The sequence below is a fragment of the Amycolatopsis sp. NPDC059027 genome (assembly GCF_042739735.1).
In the GTDB taxonomy this organism is placed as follows: Bacteria; Actinomycetota; Actinomycetes; order Mycobacteriales; family Pseudonocardiaceae; genus Amycolatopsis.
On record NZ_JBHYIK010000076.1, the window covers coordinates 7,168 to 25,085 of the forward strand.

15 protein-coding genes are annotated in these 17,918 nt (G+C 69.6%); 7 read left to right on the plus strand and 8 right to left on the minus strand.

What is annotated here, in order from left to right:
* Positions 1–97: 97 nt before the first annotated feature.
* From ACFWY9_RS37040 to ACFWY9_RS37050, 3 genes are read right to left on the minus strand one after another with little or no spacing between them, the layout of a single operon-like run.
* A complete protein-coding gene (locus ACFWY9_RS37040) occupies positions 98–982 on the minus strand; it encodes an ABC transporter permease (RefSeq protein ID WP_378341087.1) in 885 nt (294 codons plus the stop codon).
* The gene (locus ACFWY9_RS37045; protein WP_378341088.1) at positions 979–1,986 is read right to left on the minus strand and encodes an ABC transporter ATP-binding protein; all 1,008 of its coding nucleotides are present in this window, start codon (positions 1,984–1,986) and stop codon (positions 979–981) included. The genes ACFWY9_RS37040 and ACFWY9_RS37045 overlap by 4 nt, the downstream gene beginning before the upstream one ends.
* Positions 1,983–3,086 (minus strand): outer membrane lipoprotein carrier protein LolA, encoded by a 1,104-nt coding sequence (locus ACFWY9_RS37050; RefSeq protein WP_378341089.1) that lies wholly within the window; start codon positions 3,084–3,086, stop codon positions 1,983–1,985. The genes ACFWY9_RS37045 and ACFWY9_RS37050 overlap by 4 nt, the downstream gene beginning before the upstream one ends.
* A gap of 144 nt (positions 3,087–3,230) precedes the next feature.
* Here ACFWY9_RS37050 and ACFWY9_RS37055 point away from each other — a divergent pair, with 144 nt between their 5' ends.
* The 3 genes from ACFWY9_RS37055 (at position 3,231) to ACFWY9_RS37065 (ending at position 5,837) form a co-directional block, all read left to right on the plus strand.
* Positions 3,231–3,959, plus strand: a complete 729-nt coding sequence (locus tag ACFWY9_RS37055; protein ID WP_378329344.1) for a response regulator transcription factor — start codon at positions 3,231–3,233, stop codon at positions 3,957–3,959.
* Positions 3,956–5,272, plus strand: coding sequence for a sensor histidine kinase (locus tag ACFWY9_RS37060; RefSeq protein ID WP_378329343.1), 1,317 nt, complete (start codon positions 3,956–3,958; stop codon positions 5,270–5,272). The genes ACFWY9_RS37055 and ACFWY9_RS37060 overlap by 4 nt, the downstream gene beginning before the upstream one ends.
* A gap of 169 nt (positions 5,273–5,441) precedes the next feature.
* Positions 5,442–5,837, plus strand: a complete 396-nt coding sequence (locus ACFWY9_RS37065) for a (deoxy)nucleoside triphosphate pyrophosphohydrolase (RefSeq protein ID WP_378341090.1) — start codon at positions 5,442–5,444, stop codon at positions 5,835–5,837.
* A 329-nt stretch (positions 5,838–6,166) separates the two neighbouring features.
* On the opposite strand, the gene trpS is transcribed toward ACFWY9_RS37065, so the two are convergent.
* Positions 6,167–7,132 carry a tryptophan--tRNA ligase gene (gene trpS / locus ACFWY9_RS37070; protein WP_378341091.1) on the minus strand — a complete coding sequence of 322 codons (966 nt, stop codon included), beginning with the start codon at positions 7,130–7,132 and terminating at the stop codon, positions 6,167–6,169.
* Between the two features lie 287 nt (positions 7,133–7,419).
* Here trpS and ACFWY9_RS37075 point away from each other — a divergent pair, with 287 nt between their 5' ends.
* Positions 7,420–7,719: a YciI family protein gene (locus ACFWY9_RS37075; protein WP_378329340.1), complete on the plus strand. Its 300-nt coding sequence runs from the start codon at positions 7,420–7,422 to the stop codon at positions 7,717–7,719.
* 61 nt (positions 7,720–7,780) lie between these two features.
* On the opposite strand, the gene ACFWY9_RS37080 is transcribed toward ACFWY9_RS37075, so the two are convergent.
* Positions 7,781–7,939, minus strand: a complete 159-nt coding sequence (locus ACFWY9_RS37080) for a hypothetical protein (protein ID WP_378329339.1) — start codon at positions 7,937–7,939, stop codon at positions 7,781–7,783.
* Positions 7,940–8,141: 202 nt separating this feature from the next.
* Between ACFWY9_RS37080 and typA the strand changes: the two genes are divergently transcribed.
* Entirely contained in the window at positions 8,142–10,070 is a 1,929-nt protein-coding gene (gene typA / locus ACFWY9_RS37085; RefSeq protein WP_378329338.1) for a translational GTPase TypA, read from the plus strand.
* A gap of 64 nt (positions 10,071–10,134) precedes the next feature.
* Here the strand turns inward: typA and ACFWY9_RS37090 are convergent, their stop codons facing one another.
* The 3 genes from ACFWY9_RS37090 to uppS all read right to left on the minus strand — a co-directional run bounded on the left by ACFWY9_RS37090 (position 10,135) and on the right by uppS (position 13,716).
* The gene (locus tag ACFWY9_RS37090) at positions 10,135–11,379 is read right to left on the minus strand and encodes an MFS transporter (RefSeq protein WP_378341092.1); all 1,245 of its coding nucleotides are present in this window, start codon (positions 11,377–11,379) and stop codon (positions 10,135–10,137) included.
* Positions 11,380–11,530: 151 nt separating this feature from the next.
* Positions 11,531–12,907, minus strand: a complete 1,377-nt coding sequence (locus ACFWY9_RS37095; protein WP_378341093.1) for an MFS transporter — start codon at positions 12,905–12,907, stop codon at positions 11,531–11,533.
* 44 nt (positions 12,908–12,951) lie between these two features.
* Entirely contained in the window at positions 12,952–13,716 is a 765-nt protein-coding gene (uppS, locus tag ACFWY9_RS37100) for a polyprenyl diphosphate synthase (protein WP_378329335.1), read from the minus strand.
* A 198-nt stretch (positions 13,717–13,914) separates the two neighbouring features.
* Between uppS and ACFWY9_RS37105 the strand changes: the two genes are divergently transcribed.
* Together ACFWY9_RS37105 and ACFWY9_RS37110 are read left to right on the plus strand one after the other, a co-directional pair.
* Positions 13,915–15,633 (plus strand): ABC transporter family substrate-binding protein, encoded by a 1,719-nt coding sequence (locus ACFWY9_RS37105; protein WP_378329363.1) that lies wholly within the window; start codon positions 13,915–13,917, stop codon positions 15,631–15,633.
* 285 nt (positions 15,634–15,918) lie between these two features.
* On the plus strand, positions 15,919–17,727 hold the full coding sequence (locus tag ACFWY9_RS37110) for an ABC transporter family substrate-binding protein (RefSeq protein WP_378329334.1): 1,809 nt from the start codon (positions 15,919–15,921) through the stop codon (positions 17,725–17,727).
* Positions 17,728–17,918 lie beyond the last annotated feature (191 nt).

Here is a 17,918-nt window from a genome sequence, read left to right on the forward strand (position 1 = left end):
ACCCCCGTGTCGCTCTTTCACCCAAAATTGCTGTAACTCTGACACCATTTTTGTCAAAAACCCGCACCAACCCCCGGTCACACCAAAGACAAACCGATCAGCCGTCCCGTGTGGACAGTCGGGCATAGGCGAGCGACAGGCCGATCACGATGTAGCACGCGGCGCGCAGCGCGCCCTCGCCGAGCATCGACGTGCCGATCGGGTCGGTGAGCACCCCGGCGGGCGCGATCGACCAGTTCCGCGTCAGCAGGAACGGGTGCAGCCACTTCAGCGAGGACAGGAACCCGAGGATCGTGAACACGATGTCGGTGGCGAGCACCGTCGCGACCACGAGCATCGGATGTTCGGTCCAGGTCGAGATCGCCAGCGCCACGGCGCCGACGGCCCACAGCTGCAGCACGATCCAGCCCGCCACGAGCAGGATCCGCAGCAGCGCCCCGCCGAGGGAAAGCGTGCTCCCGGACAGCGTGAACAACGAACCGCCGCCGTTGATGACGAGGCCGGTGGCCATGCCGGTGATCACCATCGCCAGCACCGAAACCACCGACACGGTCGCGACGCCGAACGCCTTGACCGCCAGCAGCCTGCCCCGGCTCACCGGGGCGATCAGCCAGCCACGCAGGGTGCCGTGCGCGGCCTCGCCCGCCACCGCGTCGGCGCCCGCCATCGCGGTCGCCAGCGGGAGCAGCAGCGTCAGCGTCATGGTCAGCGCGGCGATCGGCAGGATGAACGCGTTGTTGACGGCGGAGGCGAGCAGCGCGCCTCCGCTGTTGTCCGGCGGACCGTCCGCCGCGTCGTTCTGCGAAACGAACGTCAGCCCGATGCCGATCACGACGGGGACCAGCGCGAGCAGCCCGAGCACGGCCAGCGTGCGCGGACGGCGGAAGATCCAGCGCAGTTCGGCGCGGACGAGCCTGAACAGCGGCATGGTGTCGTGCCCCGTGCGGGACACCGCCACCGGCGCCGCGAGAGCCTGCGTCATGATTCCCCCTCGGTGGCCGCGTCGTCCATTGTGGACGAATCGGCCTGGGTCAGGCGCGCGAACAGGTCTTCCAGCCCGGTCCGCGCCCGGGTCGCCTCGTGCACGGCGACTCCGGCGCCGACGAGTACTTCGAGCACCTTCGGGGCCGGCGTCGCGGTGAGGTCCGCGCGGACCCCGTCCGGGGTGAGCCGGGCGCCGATCCTGTTCTCCCGCAACGTTTCCATCGCCTTTTCGGCGTCCGGCGTCCGCACCAGCAGCGCCGCGTTGCCGGACTCCAGCAGGTCCGCCAGCTCGCCCTGGGCGACCACGTTCCCGGACTGGAGCACCGCGACGTGGGTGCAGGTCGCCTCGACCTCGGCCAGCAGATGCGACGAGACCAGCACGGTGACGCCGTCCGCGTGCAGCTCGGCGATGATCCGGCGGATCTCCCTGGTACCCGCCGGGTCGAGGCCGTTGGTCGGTTCGTCCAGCACCACCATCCGCCGCGGCACGAGCAGCACGCTCGCCAGCCCCAGCCGCTGCTTCATGCCGAGCGAGTAACCCTTGTACCGGCGTCGGGCGGCGTCGGTGAGCCCGACGCGCTCCAGCGCCGAGTCCACGGCCGCCGGGATGCCCGCCGACGCGAGCCGCGGTTCCGCGGCGGCGAAGCGCAGCAGGTTGTCCCGGCCCGACAGGAACGGGTGGAAGCCCGGCCCCTCGACCAGCGCGCCGACGTCGGGCAGCGCGTGCGCGGCGTCGTCCGGCATCGGCCTGCCGAGCAGTTCGACCTCGCCCTCGGTGGGACGGACCAGGCCCAGCAGCATCCGGATCGTGGTGGTCTTGCCCGAGCCGTTCGGCCCGAGCATGCCCAGCACGGCCCCCTCCGGGACGTCGAGGTCGACGTGGTCCACCGCGACCGTCCCCCGGTACACCTTGCGCAGCCCCCGCGTGCGTGCCGCCAGCGGAACCGCCGGGGCGGCTGCCTCGTTCGAGACAGCCGCCCCGGCTTCGACCGTGCTGGTCACTTCGCGCCCAGCGCTTCGTACAGGACCTGCTCCGGCACCGCACCGGCGGCGAAGCGGCCATCGTCGGTCAGCACGCCGGTGCCCACCTTCGTGGTGACCAGGTAGCCGCTGCCCCACGGGCCGCTGACCTTCTTGGCGAACCGGTCGAGCAGCGCCCTCGGGTCCCCGTTGCGGCCCTCGTGGCCCTGCTTCTCCTGGCCCTGCTGCGCCTTGAAGTTCAGCGCGTCCGCGGGCAGCTTGCCGGTGATGACGGTGTCCCAGCCGTCGCCGACGACCTTGGTGCCGTCGGCGAACTTCTCGGCCTCGGCGCGGGTCTTGTCGTCGATCTTCGGCTGCTTCTCGGTCACCTTCGCGCCCGGCGGCGGGGTGAAGGTGAACAGGTCCGCCGCCTGAGGGGCGAACTTGATGTCGTTGAACGCGATCTCCAGCGCCGGCGTGGCCGTGCCGTTGCTGAGCACCGAAAGCCGCAGCGGCATCCGGGTCTGCGAGTCCACCGCGACGCGGATTTCGCGCAGCAGCGTGCGTTCGGTCGGCTTCGGCGTCAGTACCAGCTCGTAGGCCGGCCGGTTCGCCACCGTGGCGGTGCCGTTGACCGCGACGTTGCTGGACTCGCGCACCTTCGCCAGCAGCTGCGAGGCGGCGGTGCTCGGGTCGGTCACCTGACCGTTCTCGTGGGCCTTGGCCTTGTCGAGCGCCTCGGCCGGGATCGTCGTCTTGGTGACGCTGTTGTTCTTGGAGCTGTAGTCCCAGACCGTCGCGCCGTCGTGGACGATCGTCTCCTGCGTGGCACCGCGGGTGATCGACACCTTGCTCTTGCCGTTGCCGTCGGTGAACACGTGCGCGGAGTCGGCGTTGAGCGTGCCGACCCCCGGCAGCGCGTTCCCGACCGCGGGCAGCCCCAGGTTGTTGGTCATCTTGAGCGTGCCGTCGAACGCCTCGTGCTTGGCGGTCACCGCGGACTGCACGAGGTCGTCGGCGTTGACCGGCGGCAGCGCGGGGGCGTCCCCGGCGCTCGCGGGCATCGCGGCGAAGACGAGCCCGCCGACACCGAGCGCGGTGCCGACGACGGCCGCGGTGATGGCCTTCTTCTTCGGATCCATGCGTCTCTCCCTGTTATCCCGAGCTCCAGTGTTGCCCGGCTCCCAGCGACGACACTTCCCGCCCGAGACTGAGATATCCCTGAAGGTCCCCTCTTCAGGCTGAGATGGCGCTGAGAGGTCACCCGTGATCCGGACGAACCGGGAATGATGAGTGCTGTGAAACCTCGGGTGCTGGTGGTCGACGACGAGCTGGGCGTGCGCAAGGCACTGCAGCGCGGGCTGCGCGCGGAGGGGATGGACGTCGTCACTGCGGCGGACGGCCCCAGCGGGCTGCAGCTGGCGCGGACGGGCTCGTTCGACGTCGTGCTGCTCGACATCATGCTGCCCGGACTGTCCGGCTACCGGGTCCTCGAACGGCTGCGCGGTGAAGGGATCGCGACGCCGGTGCTGATGATCTCGGCCAAGGACGGCGAGGTCGACCAGGCCGACGGGCTCGACCTCGGTGCCGACGGCTACCTGGTCAAGCCGTTCTCGTTCGTCGTGCTGGTCGCGCAGGTCCGCGCGGTGCTGCGCCGGGCGGGGCCGGAGGCCACCAGAGGCGCGCTGCGGCTGGGCGCGCTCGAAATCGATCGCGGGCTGCGCCAGGTCCGCTGGAACGGCACGGAGATCCCGCTCAGCCCGCGCGAGTTCGCGCTGCTCGAGGTCCTGGTCGGGCGTGCGGGCACGGTGGTGACCAAGGACGAGCTGCTGCGCGCGGTCTGGGGTGAGGAGCAGGCCGTGACCCGCAACCTCGTCGAGGTGTACGTCGGCTACGTGCGGCGCAAGCTCGAATCGGCGGGTGCCGGCGCCCTGCTGCGCACCGTGCGAGGGCACGGCTATCTGGCCTCCGACGAGAAGCTCGACGAAGTCATCACGCCGGCGGGCCAGGGGTGATCGGGTCGCCGTCCTGGTGGCGCGGCCGGTCACTGCAGGTCCGCATCACCCTGCTGGCCACCGCGATCACGCTGGGCTGCCTGCTCGGTCTCGCCGCGCTCGCCGCGAACAAGCTAGAACCGCTGCTCGTCGATTCCGTCGATGGGGCGCTCAAGAGAGCGCTGGGCCCGGCGACCGCCGAAGTCGCCGCGGGACGGCCGCTCACCGGCGCTTCGCCGGTCACCGTGCGGGTGCTCGACATCGCGGGGACTCCGGTGGACGGCCAGCCGCCGTCCGGTCTCGGCGCGGAGCAGGTCAGCCTGCTCAAGGCGGGACAGCCGGTGCAGACCGATGGCGTCCGCTGGCTGGGGACGGTGGTCAGCGCGCCGGACGGAAGTCAGCGGCTGGTCGCCGCCGGGGCCGGGCTGGTCGGGTTCACCGCGGCCGTGCACTACGGCGGCGTGTGGCTGGTCGTCGTCGCGTCGGTGGGGGCGCTCGTCGCGGGGCTCGCGACCTGGCTGGTGGTGCGGATGGCGCTGCGGCCGGTGGCGCGGATGCGGGGTTCGGTGCGTTCGCTGCCGCCGGGCGCGCGGCTGCCGCTGCCGGACTCGCACGACGAGCTGCGGGCGCTCGCCGAGGAGTTCAACGCGCTGCTCGTGCGTCAGGAACAGGCGAAGGAGCGGCTGCGACGGTTCACCGGCGACGCCGCGCACGAGCTGCGCTCGCCTGTCGCGTCGATCCGGGTGCAGGCCGAGGTGGCCGTGACGAACCCGGATCCCGAACTGGCACAGGAGACGCTTTCGGACATCCTCACCGAGGCCGAACGGCTGTCCGCCCTGCTCGACGGCCTGCTCACCCTCGCACGTTCGGACGCCGGGGAAATTCCGCCCGGCGAGCCGGTGGAGCTGGTGAGCGAGGTGCGGGCGGCGGTCGGGCGGTTGCCCGCCGGAGCCCCCGAAACGCGGGTCAGCAGCGCCGTCGCGCAGGCCTGGGCGTGGACGGCACACGCCGAGGTCGAGGTCGTGCTGGACAACCTGCTGCGCAACGCCTGCCGGTACGCGCGGGGCATGATCGTGGTGTCGGTGCTGGTGACGCGTTCGAGTGTGCGGGTCGTGGTCGACGACGACGGGCCGGGGATCGCGCCGGAACACCGCGCGAAGGTGTTCGACCGGTTCTACCGGGTCTCCGACGACCGCGCGCGCTCCTCCGGCGGCACCGGCCTGGGGCTGGCGATGGTCGCCGAGACGGTGCGGCGGCGCGGCGGCACGGTGCGGGTGGGGGAGTCGCCCGACGGCGGTGCCCGGTTCCAGGTGACCTGGCGGATGGCCCAGTAGGTTCTGTTCATGAGCGATGCTTGCGAGCGAATCATGGATGTCATGCGCCGAAGAGGATTCGACGCTGTCTCGCGGAGCGAGTCGATCGCATGAGCGATGCTTGCGAGCGAATCATGGATGTCATGCGCCGAAGAGGATTCGACGCTGTCTCGCGGAGCGAGTCGATCGCATGACGGACGTGATTGTCGGGGCGGCCCTGGTGCGTGCCGGGAAGCTGCTCGCCCAGCAGCGGGCCTGGCCCGAGCGGCACGCGGGCCAGTGGGAGCTGCCCGGCGGGCGCGTCGAACCCGGTGAGTCCGATGTGGACGCTCTGGCGCGCGAATGCCTCGAAGAGCTGGACGTGGCGGTGTCCGTCGGGGAGCGGGTCGGTGGTGATGTCCCGCTGGGCTCCGCGAAGGTGTTGCGGATCTACGCGGCCAAGCTGGTGTCGTCCGGGGACGAGCCGCGCGCGGTGGAGCACTCGGCGGTGCGCTGGCTGGGGGTCGAGGATCTCGACGATCTGGACTGGCTGCCCGCGGACCGGGTGCTGCTGCCCGCCTTGCGTGCTCTGCTCGGTGGCTCCTGAGGGCTCGCGGGCGGGATGTGCCGAGGGACGCCCTGGGTGCACTGGCCGCACCGAGGGACGCCTTCGGTGCATCGAACGCACCGAAGGCGTCCCTCGGCACCTGGACGGCTGCTCGGGTCGTCGCGTGGCGGGAGCGAGGGACCTTTGCTAACGCCGGAGAGGAGCGAGGGACCTTTGCTAACGTCCGTTGGCAAGCTAACCATTGGCTGGCTAACCAACGTTAGCAAAGGTCCCTTGCTCTCTTTCCGCAGCTCAGGACAGTCGCGCAGGTCCGTGGGGGGCGTATCGAGGGACCCAGAGTCCCCCACGGACCGCCGCCACGAACCTCTTCAGCCCGCGCCGAACAGCCGCAGCGCCGAGGACAGCCGGTGCGCGCCCCGCTCGGCGGCCCGGTCCGCCCCGGCCTTGCGGATGCGGTCCAGCTCGGCGACGTCGTCGAGCAGGGCCTGGGTGCGTTCCCGGACCGGCCGCAGTTCCTCGATCACCGCGTCCGCGACGGCGTCTTTCAACGCCCCGTACGACGGGTAGTCCGCTGCCAGCGAAGCGGCGTCGCCTCCCGAGCACGCGGCCAGGATGTCCAGCAGGTTCGCGATGCCCGGCCGGGTGTCCGGCTCGTACGCCGGTACCGAGCCGCCATCGGTGACGGCGCGCCGGAACTTGCGTCGGATCTGGTCCGGTTCGTCCAGCACGAACACCACGCCCGCCGAGTCCCGGGTCGACTTCGACATCTTCCGTGTCGGCTCGGCCAGGTCCTTCACCCGCGCGCCCGCGGGCGGCAGTACCGCCTCCGGCATGGTGAACACGTCGCCGTAGGTGCCGTTGAACCGCTTCGCCAGCGCCCGCGCCAGTTCGACGTGCTGACGCTGGTCTTCGCCGACCGGTACCTGATCGGCGCCCTGCAGCAGGATGTCCGCGGCCATCAGCACCGGGTACGTCAGTAGCGAGAGCCGTACCCCGGCCTGGCCCTTGGACTTCTCCTTGAACTGGATCATCCGCGCGGCCTCGCCGTAGGAGCAGGTGCACTCCAGGATCCAGGTGAGCGCGCCCAGTTCGCGGGCGAGATCGGACTGGACGAACGTCCGCTCCGGCTCGATGCCGGTGGCGATCAGCACGGCCAGCTGCTCGGTCGCCAGCGCGCGGAGCTTCGCCGGGTTGTGGGTGGTCGTCATAGCGTGCAGGTCGGACACGAAGTACAGGTCGTCCGGCCCGCCGTCGGCCGCCCACCGCCGCAGGGCTCCGAGGTGGTTGCCGAGCTGGACGTGTCCCGACGGCGTGATGCCGGACAGCTTGATCATGTGCCTTCCTTCCCAGGGTTGGGCCCCGAGGGAAGTCCCCCGCACAGCGCGAAGGCCACCCGCCGGGGCGGCCTCTTCGCGTGTTAACGCAGAACGTCGGAGCCGCCGGAGGGCGGCCACCACTGAACGTTCGACGTGCGCATGCGCCCAGTCTAGCGGGTGCCGCGCAGCAGCGGAAACCGTGCGAACACCGCATATCACTCGATACGGTCAAGCGCCGTCAACACTTCGCATCGACCCGGCGCGCGCCGGTGCTCAGGGCGCCGGGCGGAGTTACCTTCATAGCCATGTATGTCGTGCTGCTGAACTACACCGCACCCATCGAAGAAATCGACTACGTGCTCCCCGACCATGTCGAATGGTTGAACAAACAGTACGAGCACGGACATTTCCTGGCGTCCGGCAGGCGAAATCCCCGCAGCGGCGGCGTGATCATCACGCGTCCGATGGATCGCGGGAAGCTGGACGCCATCCTGGCCACCGACCCGTTCTCCGTGAAGCATCTCGCCAAGTACGAAGTGATCGAGTTCTCGCCGACGAAGACCGCGCCCGAACTCCGGTTGATCAACGAGGCCGTAGTTCACTGACACTACGCACTGACGAGGCAGGAACGGGCAGCTCGTGCCGGGGGTTGCCCTCCTGACGAGGTCAGGCGGCCTTCGCCAGCTGCGTCTTGGCCTTCTTCAGCGCCAGCACCGGGCACTTCTTGCAGCGTGACTTCGACCGGCAGCACTTCTTCTTGACCTTGCCGGCCTTCATCAGCTTGCGCACGACCGCCTTCGGGTCGTCCAGCTGCTTCTTGCCCACGGTTGCTCCTCACCGGCGACGTCCGCCGTTGGCCTCTCAGGTTAGGTGAGGCTTACCGATTATGGGGCGTGGGGCTCCTCACAGTTTGGTAGCAGGTATCCTTGTGGGGTCCGCGTGTGGCCAGAGTTGGCCGCAGTGGCTAGAAGCACGGCATCCCGGCGTCGCGGACACCCACCGATCTTCATAGTTCAGGAGTCCTCGCGTGCCCGCAGCCAGCGCCACGGCGGTCGAAGCCGGCCAGTCGACCGGTAAGACCCGGCCCGACCTGCGCAACGTCGCCATCGTCGCACACGTCGACCACGGCAAGACCACGCTGGTCGACGCCATGCTCCGCCAGTCCGGCGCGTTCGCCGAACGGGCCGAGGTGGTCGATCGCGTGATGGACTCCGGCGAGCTGGAGCGGGAAAAGGGCATCACCATCCTCGCGAAGAACACCTCGATCCACCGGCAGACTCCGGACGGCCAGGTCACCATCAACGTGATCGACACCCCGGGCCACGCCGACTTCGGCGGCGAGGTCGAGCGCGGGCTGTCCATGGTCGACGGCGTGGTGCTGCTCGTGGACGCGAGCGAAGGCCCGCTCCCGCAGACCCGCTTCGTGCTGCGCAAGACCCTGGAGGCCGGACTGCCGGTCATCCTGGTGGTCAACAAGGTCGACCGGCCGGACGCGCGAATCTCCGAGGTCGTCGAGGAAACCCACGACCTGCTGCTCGACCTCGCGGGCGACATCGAGGACGCCGACCTCGACGCGGTCCTCGACCTCCCGGTCGTCTACGCCTCCGCCCGCGCCGGCAAGGCCAGCCTGGAGCAGCCCGCCGACGGCGCGCTGCCCGAGAGCGAGAGCCTCGACCCGCTGTTCGACACCCTGCTCCGGCACGTACCGCCACCCGTCGCGGACCCTGACGCCCCGCTGCAGGCGCTGGTCACCAACCTCGACGCGTCGAACTTCCTCGGCCGGATCGCGCTCATCCGCATCCACGCGGGCAAGCTGCGCAAGGGCCAGACCGTGGCGTGGATGCGCGAGGACGGTTCGGTGCAGAACGTCCGCATCTCCGAGCTGCTGGTCACCGAGGCGCTCACCCGCGTCCCGGCGACCGAGGCCACCGCGGGTGACCTGGTCGCGATCGCCGGTATCCCGGACATCACCATCGGCGACACCCTGGCCGACGTCGAGGAGCCGGTGGCGCTGCCCCGGATCACCGTCGACGAGCCGGCCATCTCGATGACCATCGGCGTCAACACCTCGCCGCTGGCCGGGCGCAACGGCGGCGACAAGGTCACCGCGCGGCTGGTCAAGGCCCGGCTGGACGCCGAGCTGATCGGTAACGTCTCGATCCGCGTGCTGCCCACCGAACGCCCCGACACCTGGGAGGTGCAGGGCCGCGGCGAGCTGGCGCTGGCCATCCTGGTCGAGCAGATGCGCCGCGAGGGTTTCGAACTGACCGTCGGCAAGCCGCAGGTGGTGCTGCGCACGATCGACGGCAAGCTGCACGAGCCGTTCGAGCGTCTCTACATCGACTCGCCCGAGGAGCACCTCGGCTCGATCACGCAGCTGCTCGCGTCCCGCAAGGGCCGCATGGAGGACATGAGCGGCAACGGCACCGGCCGGATCAAGCTGGTGTACGTGCTGCCCTCGCGTGGCCTGATCGGCTTCCGCACCGACTTCCTCACCGAGACCCGCGGTACCGGTATCGCGAACCACGTGTTCGAGGGCTACTTCCCGTGGGCGGGCGAGATCCGCACGCGGCACAGTGGTTCCCTGGTCGCCGACCGCTCCGGCCCGATCACCGCGTACGCGATGATCCAGCTGGCCGACCGCGGCACGTTCTTCGTCGAGCCGGGCGCCGAGGTGTACGAGGGCATGGTCGTGGGCGAGAACCCGCGCTTCGAGGACCTCGACATCAACATCACCAAGGAAAAGAAGCTCACCAACATGCGCTCGTCCACCGGTGACGAGCTCGAGCGTCTCGCCCGGCCGCGGAAGCTGGGCCTGGAGGAGGCGCTGGAGTTCTGCGCGGCCGACGAATGCGTCGAGGTCGCGCCGGAGGTCGTCCGCGTCCGCAAGGTCACGCTCGACATCGCGACGCGCGCGAAGGAGCGTTCGCGCGCGAAGAGCCGCGACAACGGCTGATTCCACAAAGGACACACATGCCGTTAAAGCCACCTTACGGGCGTCTGGCGCCCGTAAGGTGGCCTTAACGGCATTTCAGCCCCGTCGGGAAGTCGCCGCGGCGCACCGGCCAGAGCCACAGCGCCGCGAGTACGATTCCGGCCGCGCCGATCCACAGCGTCGTGCGCAGCCCGAGCGTTTCCCCGAGCACGCCGGTGAGCGCGGCGCCGATCGGGGCGATGCCGAACACCAGGAACCGCATCGTCGCCGTGACGCGCCCGCGGAGTTCCGGTGGCGTCGACACCTGCGTGTGGCTGACCATCAGGATGCTCATGACCGTGATGCTGTACGCGTTGAGGAATCCGCCGAGCGTGTACAGCGCGATGAGCCAACCGGGCTGGGTGAGCGGCGCGAGCGTGGTGCCCAGTCCGAACAGCAGGCCGGACACCCAGAGCATGCGGCCGTTCCCGAACCTGTCGCCGAGTCTGCGCGCGGTCGCGGCGCCGGTGAGCGCGCCGGTCAGGCCGATCGTGCCGACCAGCCCGATCGCGCCGGGGGACAGGTGGATTTCCCGCAGCAGGAACAAGGTGCCGAGCGCGAGCTGTGGTGCCTGGAACAGGCTCGTCTGCGCATAGGACCCGGCGAACGCGCGCAGGTCCGGGCGCCGGACGATGTAGGTGATGCCCTCGGCGATCTCGCGGCGCATCGGCACACGTTCGGGTCGTTCGGGTTTCGGCTCCCGCGTCCGGATTCGGCTCAGCCATCCTGCGGACCACAGGAAGCTCAGCGCGTCGACCCCCAGCGCGGCCGGGCCGCCGAGGTACTGCAGGAGGAATCCCGACGCCGTCGGCGCGGAAACCGCCGCGACCGACAGGTTCGCCTGAAGCCGGGCATTGCCCTCGGTCAGGTCGTCGCGAGCGACGAGCCGCGGCAGGTAGGTCTGGTGCGCGACGGTGAAGAACACGGACAGCACCCCGGCGATCGCGACGACGACGTACAGCTGGGCGAGGCTGAGCACCCCGAACATCGCCGCGATGGGCACCGACGCGAACACCGTCGCCTGCCCGAGATCGGCGATCAGCAGCACCGGGCGGCAGCGCAGCCGGTCACACCACGCGCCGACCTGGAGCCCGAGCACGAGATAGGCGGCGGTCTGCACAGTCCGCAGCAGCGACACCTCGAACGCCGACGCGTGCAGCGTGGTCGCCGCGAGCAGCGGCACCGCCATGAACGAGACACGGTCGCCGAACTGGCTGAACCCGTCGGCGAGCCAGAGCCGCCGGAAGTCGTGCTGCCGGAGCAGGCCTCCCCGCCTGCGAGTGGTGGTCACCCGTCCACTTTGGCAAGAACCCCGCCCGCCCCGCCCCCGGTTTCGCGCGAAGAGGAGCAAGGGACCTTTGCTAACGCTCGTTGGCAAGCCAATGTTTGGCAAGCTCAAGGACGTGAGCAAAGGTCCCTCGCTCCCACCGGAGCCCCGATGGTCAGGCGGGCATGGCCACGCGACGTCCGGCCCGGGACAGCGCGAGCACGCATCCCGTCGCCAGCAGCCCGAAGATCCCCAGCCCCAGGCACACGACGTGCAACGCGCTGGTGTAGCCCGGACCGGCCAGCCGCCCGTCGCTCAACTCGGCGAGGACGGCGCCGACGACGGCGATCGCGACCGTTTCGGTCGCCAGGCGCGAGGTGTTGAACATCCCGGCCGCCATCCCGGACTGTTCCGGCCGGACGCTGCTGATCGCGAGCCCGTCGAGCAGCCCGGTGGACGGGCCCATCCCGGCGCCGGTGAGCAGGAGCGGGCCGAGCCAGGCCAGTGGGCTGCTCGACGCGTCGACGGCAAGGAGCAGGAAGGCGCCGACGCCGGTGACCGCGACCGAACCCGTCACGAGCACCGTCGACGGCAGCCGCCGCGCCAGTGCCGCGCCGATCGAAGGCAGCACCACGGCCGGACCGGTCAGCATGAGCAGCCACACCCCGGCCTCGCCCGCACCGAGGCCCGCCACGGAGATCAGGTACGAGGGCAGGTACACCAGCAGCGGCACCAGGATGAACACGATCGACCCCGCCGCGACGGCGTAGCCGAGGAACCGCGGATTCGCCAGCAGCCCGAGTTCGAACATCGGGTCCGCACGCCGTCGTTCCACGAACGGGAACGCCACGGCGAGGACGGCCGCCGCTCCGAACGCGCCGGCGATCGCCGGATGCCCGAAGCCCAGGTCCGGCAGCTCGACCAGCGCGAAGATCAACAGGAGCAGCGCGGAGGTGAACATCGCGGCGCCCGGGACGTCGATCCGGCGGCCGGGTTCACCGGGCCCGCGGGGGAGCAGCGGCACCAGCGCCAGTACGACACCGGCCACGAGCGCGGGCACGCCGAACACCGCCCGCCAGCCGAGCGCCTGGACGAGCAGCCCGCCGATCGTCGGCCCGAACGCGAGGCCGGCGCCGAGCACCGTGCCCAGCATCGCGAACGCTCGTCCCCTTGCCGCGCCCTGGAAGGCCTCCGCGATGATCGCCGAGCCGCCGGTCACCGCGGCGGCCGCGCCGACGCCGCCGATCGCGCGCACGACGTCGAGCAGCACGATGTCGTGCGCGAGCGCGCTGACCACGTTGGCGAGGCAGTACAGCGTCAGCCCGGCGGCGTACACCCGCCGCTTGCCGAGGATGTCGGCGAGCGATCCGGTGAACACCAGGAACCCGGCGAAACAGGCGTTGTAGCCGTTGACGACCCACTGCGTCGCGGACAGCCCGGCGCCGAGCTGCGCCCGGATGTCCGGCAACGCCAGCGAGGAACCGGTGATCGTGAGAGGGAAGGTGAACGTCGCGAGCAGGACGATGGCCAGGATCAGCGGGCGTCGGGACACTTGCCCAAGCTAACGATCCGGCTGCCCGGCGCCCCAGCGATTTTTCAGTGGGTGGACGATGTCCGCCGAGCCGCGTAGGTCCGCAGCGCGCGCAGGAAGTCGATCTCACGGAACCCCGGCCAGTACACGTCGATGCACCGCAGCTGCGAGAACGCCGCCTGCCAGGTCAGGAACCCGGACAGCCGCTGCTCGCCACTGGTGCGGATTACCAGGTCCGGATCCGGTTTCCCGCTGGTGTAGAGGTGCGCGGCGATGGCGTCCGGGGTCAGCTCCGCCGCCAGCTCCGGCAACGACCGGCCGTCGCGGGCCGCGTCTTCGAGCAGGCAGCGCACCGCGTCGGCGATTTCGACCCGGCCGTCGTAGCCGACGGCGAGGGTGAGTGTGGGCGCGGTGATCCCGCGGGTGTCCTCGACGGCTTCCTTCAGTACGCGCACCGTGGTGTCCGGGAGGAGGTCGATGTGCCCGGCGAGGTCGACGCGCCTGCCGGTCGCGGCGAGCACCGGCACGACCCGCTCGATGGTCCGCATCAGCGCGGCGGCCTCGGGCGCGGCGCGCTTGGCGAGATTGTCGATCGATGCCCAGAACAGCGTGACGTGCCCGACTCCGGCGGCATCGCACCAGCGCAGGACCTCCACGACGTGCTCGAAGCCCCGCCGGTGGCCGAGGCTGACGTCGTCGAGCCCCTGGTCACGCGCCCAGCGGCGGTTCCCGTCCATCACCATCGCGATGTGTTCCGGCACCGGCCCCCGGCGGACCACCGCCCGCAGCCGCCGGGTGTACTGCCGGTAGGCGATCTCGGCCAGCCCCATGCCCGCACGGTACCCCGATCGATGCCCCGGCCGGGGGAACCCGGACGGGCGGTGGCGCGTCCACCGGATGGCGGTACCCGATCCGGTCACGGTGGCACGGACGGGATATGGGAATCTCGTGCCGAGCTGGGTGCCGTCGTGGCACCATGACGTGCTCCAGCGGTGAATGGGGAGGAACGAAGCGTGCGGGTGAGTCGCATGACGGCGCCGTTGCTGGCGCTCGTGGCGGTGGTCCTCGCCGCCTGCTCGAGTACCCCACCGCCGCCGACCCCGTCGCCGACACCTCCTTCGTCGACGGCCACGAAGGCGCCGTCGCAGATCGTCGTCGGCGTCGACGACATCGCCGGTGGCTACAACCCGCACAACCTCGCGGATTCCTCCGAGGTCACGTCGGCGCTGTCCCAGCTCCTGCTGCCCTCGGTGTTCCGGCAGAAGGACGACGGCACCACCGAACTCGACAAGAACCTGATGAAGTCGGCGCAGGTGGTCTCGCAGTCGCCGTTCGTGGTGGCCTACGAAATCCGCCCCGACGCGTCCTGGTCGGACGGCGCGCCGATCGCCGCCGAGGACTTCGCCTACCTGCGCGAGCAGATGCGTGATCAGCCGGGCGTGATAGCCCCGGCGGGCTACCGGCTGATCTCCGACATCCAGTCGCGCGAGGGCGGGAAGCGGGTCGAAGTCACCTTCGCGAAGCCCTATCCCGGATGGCAGACGCTGTTTTCCGATCTGCTTCCCGCGCATCTGCTCAAGGACGCGCCGGACGGCTGGAAGGGCGCGCTCGCGTCGAATTTCCCGGCGATCGCCGGACCGTTCTCCATCAAGAGCCTTGACCAGGCGCGCGGCGAGGTGATCCTGGAACGCAACGAGCGGTACTGGGAGAAGCCTTCGGCGATCGACCGGATCGTGGTGCGCCGGGCCGATCCCCAGGGACTCGTCGGCGCGCTGCGTAGTGGTAACGACCAATTCGTCCTGTCGCGGACCGACGGCTCGGCGCTGCAGCAGCTGGGCGCGCTCGGCAGCGCTGTCCAGTTGCACACCATCGCCCGGCCGCTGGTGGCCGACGTCCTGCTGCGCCCGGTCAGCCCGGTGCTGTCGGACGAAAAGGTCCGCGCCGGCGTCGCCGCGCTCATCGACCGTTCCGCGTTGATCACCGAGGGGGCGGCGGGCGGCCCGTCCGCGACCATGCGTGCCGACGCCCAGGTGCGGGCGCCGTCCGTGCCGGGGTACGCCGCGACCATACCCGCCGGGCCTCCGTCCACACCGGACACCACGAAGGCGGAGGAACTGCTGAAGTCCGCGGGATACAGCAAGGACGCCGGAACCTGGCGGAAGAACGGGAAGAACCTCTCGCTGGTGCTCGCCTCGCCCGGTAAGCAGGAGCCGTACGCGACGATCGCGAAGAAACTGTCGAGCCAGCTCGTCGCCGCGGGGATCGACGTCTCGACGGTCACTCCGCAGCCGCGGGACCTCTTCTCCGGGCAGCTGGCGATGCCCGTGGCGGGCGGGGTCCAGCAGAGCACGCCGGACGCGGCGGGCAACGTCGGCGTCGACATCGCGGTGGTGCCGCAGGCCGTCGGCGGTGACACCGCGTCAGTGCTGGCTTCCACGTTCGGGTGCCGTCCGGAACAGACCGCACCCGGAACGGACAAGAGCAAACCGGTGGTTCCCGGTAACGCGGCGGGGTTCTGCGATTCCGCACTGCAACCGCGCATTGACGCGGCATTGACCGGAGCGACGCCGATCGCGGACGCGCTTTCTCAACTCGAACCCGAATTGTGGCGGCAGAACGTCGTAGTCCCGTTGTTCCAGCTGGCCGATACCCTCGCCATCGGTTCCGGTATTTCCGGTGTTACGCCCGGACCGCCGATGGTGGGTCCTTTCGGGTCGGCAGTGAACTGGACGCGGGGGCCGAAGTAGCCGTTCCGAGAACGTTCCGCCCTTCCGGGTGAACGATCCGGAACACGTCGGAGTGGTCCAGGAGATTCCAGCTGGTAACCGATGTATTTCCCGCCGTCAGCAGGAAGTTACCCTTTGGTCACGATCGACCCGGAAGTGGTGACTGTGGGTGCATTTACTTTCTAGCGTGCACCGGCAGTGCGCCAATTGAGTGTCGCGTGGCGTGTCATAAGCTCCGGCCCATCCAACCGGAGCTGTGGGCCCTTGTTCCGATCTCAGGGGCTCAGTGCTAGGAGGGCACACTTCATGAGGAAGTCCAAGGCAGTTTCCGCCTTGTCGCTGGTCGCCGGATCCGCGCTGCTGTTGACGGCATGCAGCGGTGGTGGCGACTCCGGCAACACGGACAAGAACGGCTCGTCGAACGACGTCAAACAGATGGCGGTCGGCAAGGCCGAAAGCGGTGACCTGTTCAAGCTCGCCGAAGCTCCCGCGTGGGACGGTACGATCACTGTCGGTATCGATGACGGGTACTCTGCCTACAACAACCAGACCCCGGACACCAACACGTCGTACAACAACTACATCTCGACGGCGATTCTCTCCGGCACGCTGAAGCTCGACGGCAACAACAAGGTGCTGCTCAACAACGACGTGTTCGACTCCTGGACGGTCACGTCGAAGGACCCGCAGGTCATCACCTACAAGATCAAGCCGAACGTCAAGTGGTCTGACGGCGCGCCGTACGACTGCAAGGACCTCTACCTCGCCTGGCTGTCGCAGAGCGGCAAGGCCAAGGGCCCGGACGGCAAGGCCGCCTTCAACGCCGTCTCCACCAACGGCTACTCGCTGATCGACAAGGCCGTCTGCAAGGACAACCTGACCTTCGAGACGACCTACAGCACGCCGTACCTGGACTACAAGGGCATCTTCAACGCCCCGGCGGTCATGCCCGCGCACATCCTCGAGGCCAAGACCGGCATCGCGGACATCACCAAGCTCGAGCCGACCGGCGACCCGGCGCAGCTGAAGAAGGCCGGCGACTTCTGGACCAACGAGTGGAAGGGCTTCAAGGCGGACATCATGCCCGCTTCGGGCCCGTACAAGATCACCTCGTTCGACGCCAACCAGAAGTCCGTGGTGCTCGAGAAGAACCCGCAGTGGATCGGTGCCAAGGGTGGTCCCGCCAAGATCGTCGTCCGGACGATGGAGGACACCAAGGCGATGGCCACCGCGCTGCAGAACGGTGAGATCGACGTCGCGGCGTCGACCCAGCCGGACGCCACCGCGGCGGGCACGATGAAGAGCCTCGCGCCGCAGGGCGTGACCTACGGTTCGGCTCCGCAGCTCACCTACGAGCACCTGGACATGAACTACAAGCGGATGTTCAAGGACAAGGACCTCCGCAAGGCGTTCATGGAGTCGGTCAACCGCAAGGAGATCGTGGACAAGCTGCTCAAGCCGGTCCAGTCCGACGCCGAACCGCTGAACAGCATCAACTTCTTCCAGGGCGAGCCCGGGTACACGGATCTCTACAGCAGCAAGGCGGGCCTCGGCCCGGAGGCGGCTGCCAAGACCCTGACCGACGCGGGCTGGGCCAAGGGCCCGGACGGCATCTTCGCCAAGAACGGTGTCCGCGCCTCGTTCAAGATCGCGCACAACCAGAACGCCCGCCGCAGCCAGACCGTCGAGATCATCATCTCGCAGGCCAAGGCGGCCGGTATCGAGGTCAAGGACGAGACCGACGCCAACTTCCTCAAGGGTGGCCGTCTCGCCGCGGGTGACTACGACGTGGCGCTGTTCGGGTGGTCGGCTCAGCCGTTCAAGGCCGAGCAGCGGACGATCTACATCTCCAAGGAGAAGGGTGGCGACCAGAACTACCAGGGCCTGGCCGACCCGAAGATCGACGAGTCCTTCGACCGCGCGGTGAAGGCGACCGACGAGCAGCAGAAGGTCAAGGACTACCAGGAGGCGGACAAGGCGATCGCGGACCAGTACGCGACGCTCCCGCTCTTCGCGACGCCGTCGATGTGGGCTTGGAAGGGCATCGACCGGGTCTACATGCAGTCCTACGACGGCGTCCTGTGGAACGCCGGTGAGTGGGCTCAGAAGAAGTAGGCACCTGCCTGCTGTTCCGTCCCTCGGATGAACAGTCCCCGTGGGGGGGCGCGGGGGCGCCCCCCCGCCCCGGCGCCGCCCCCCCGCCGCCGCGCAGGGGCGCGGGGTGGGCGCCCCCGCCCCGGCCGGCGGGGCGGGGGGCGCGCCCCCCCCCCCAACTGCTCGGCCGCGCACTGCCGAGCACCCTGGTG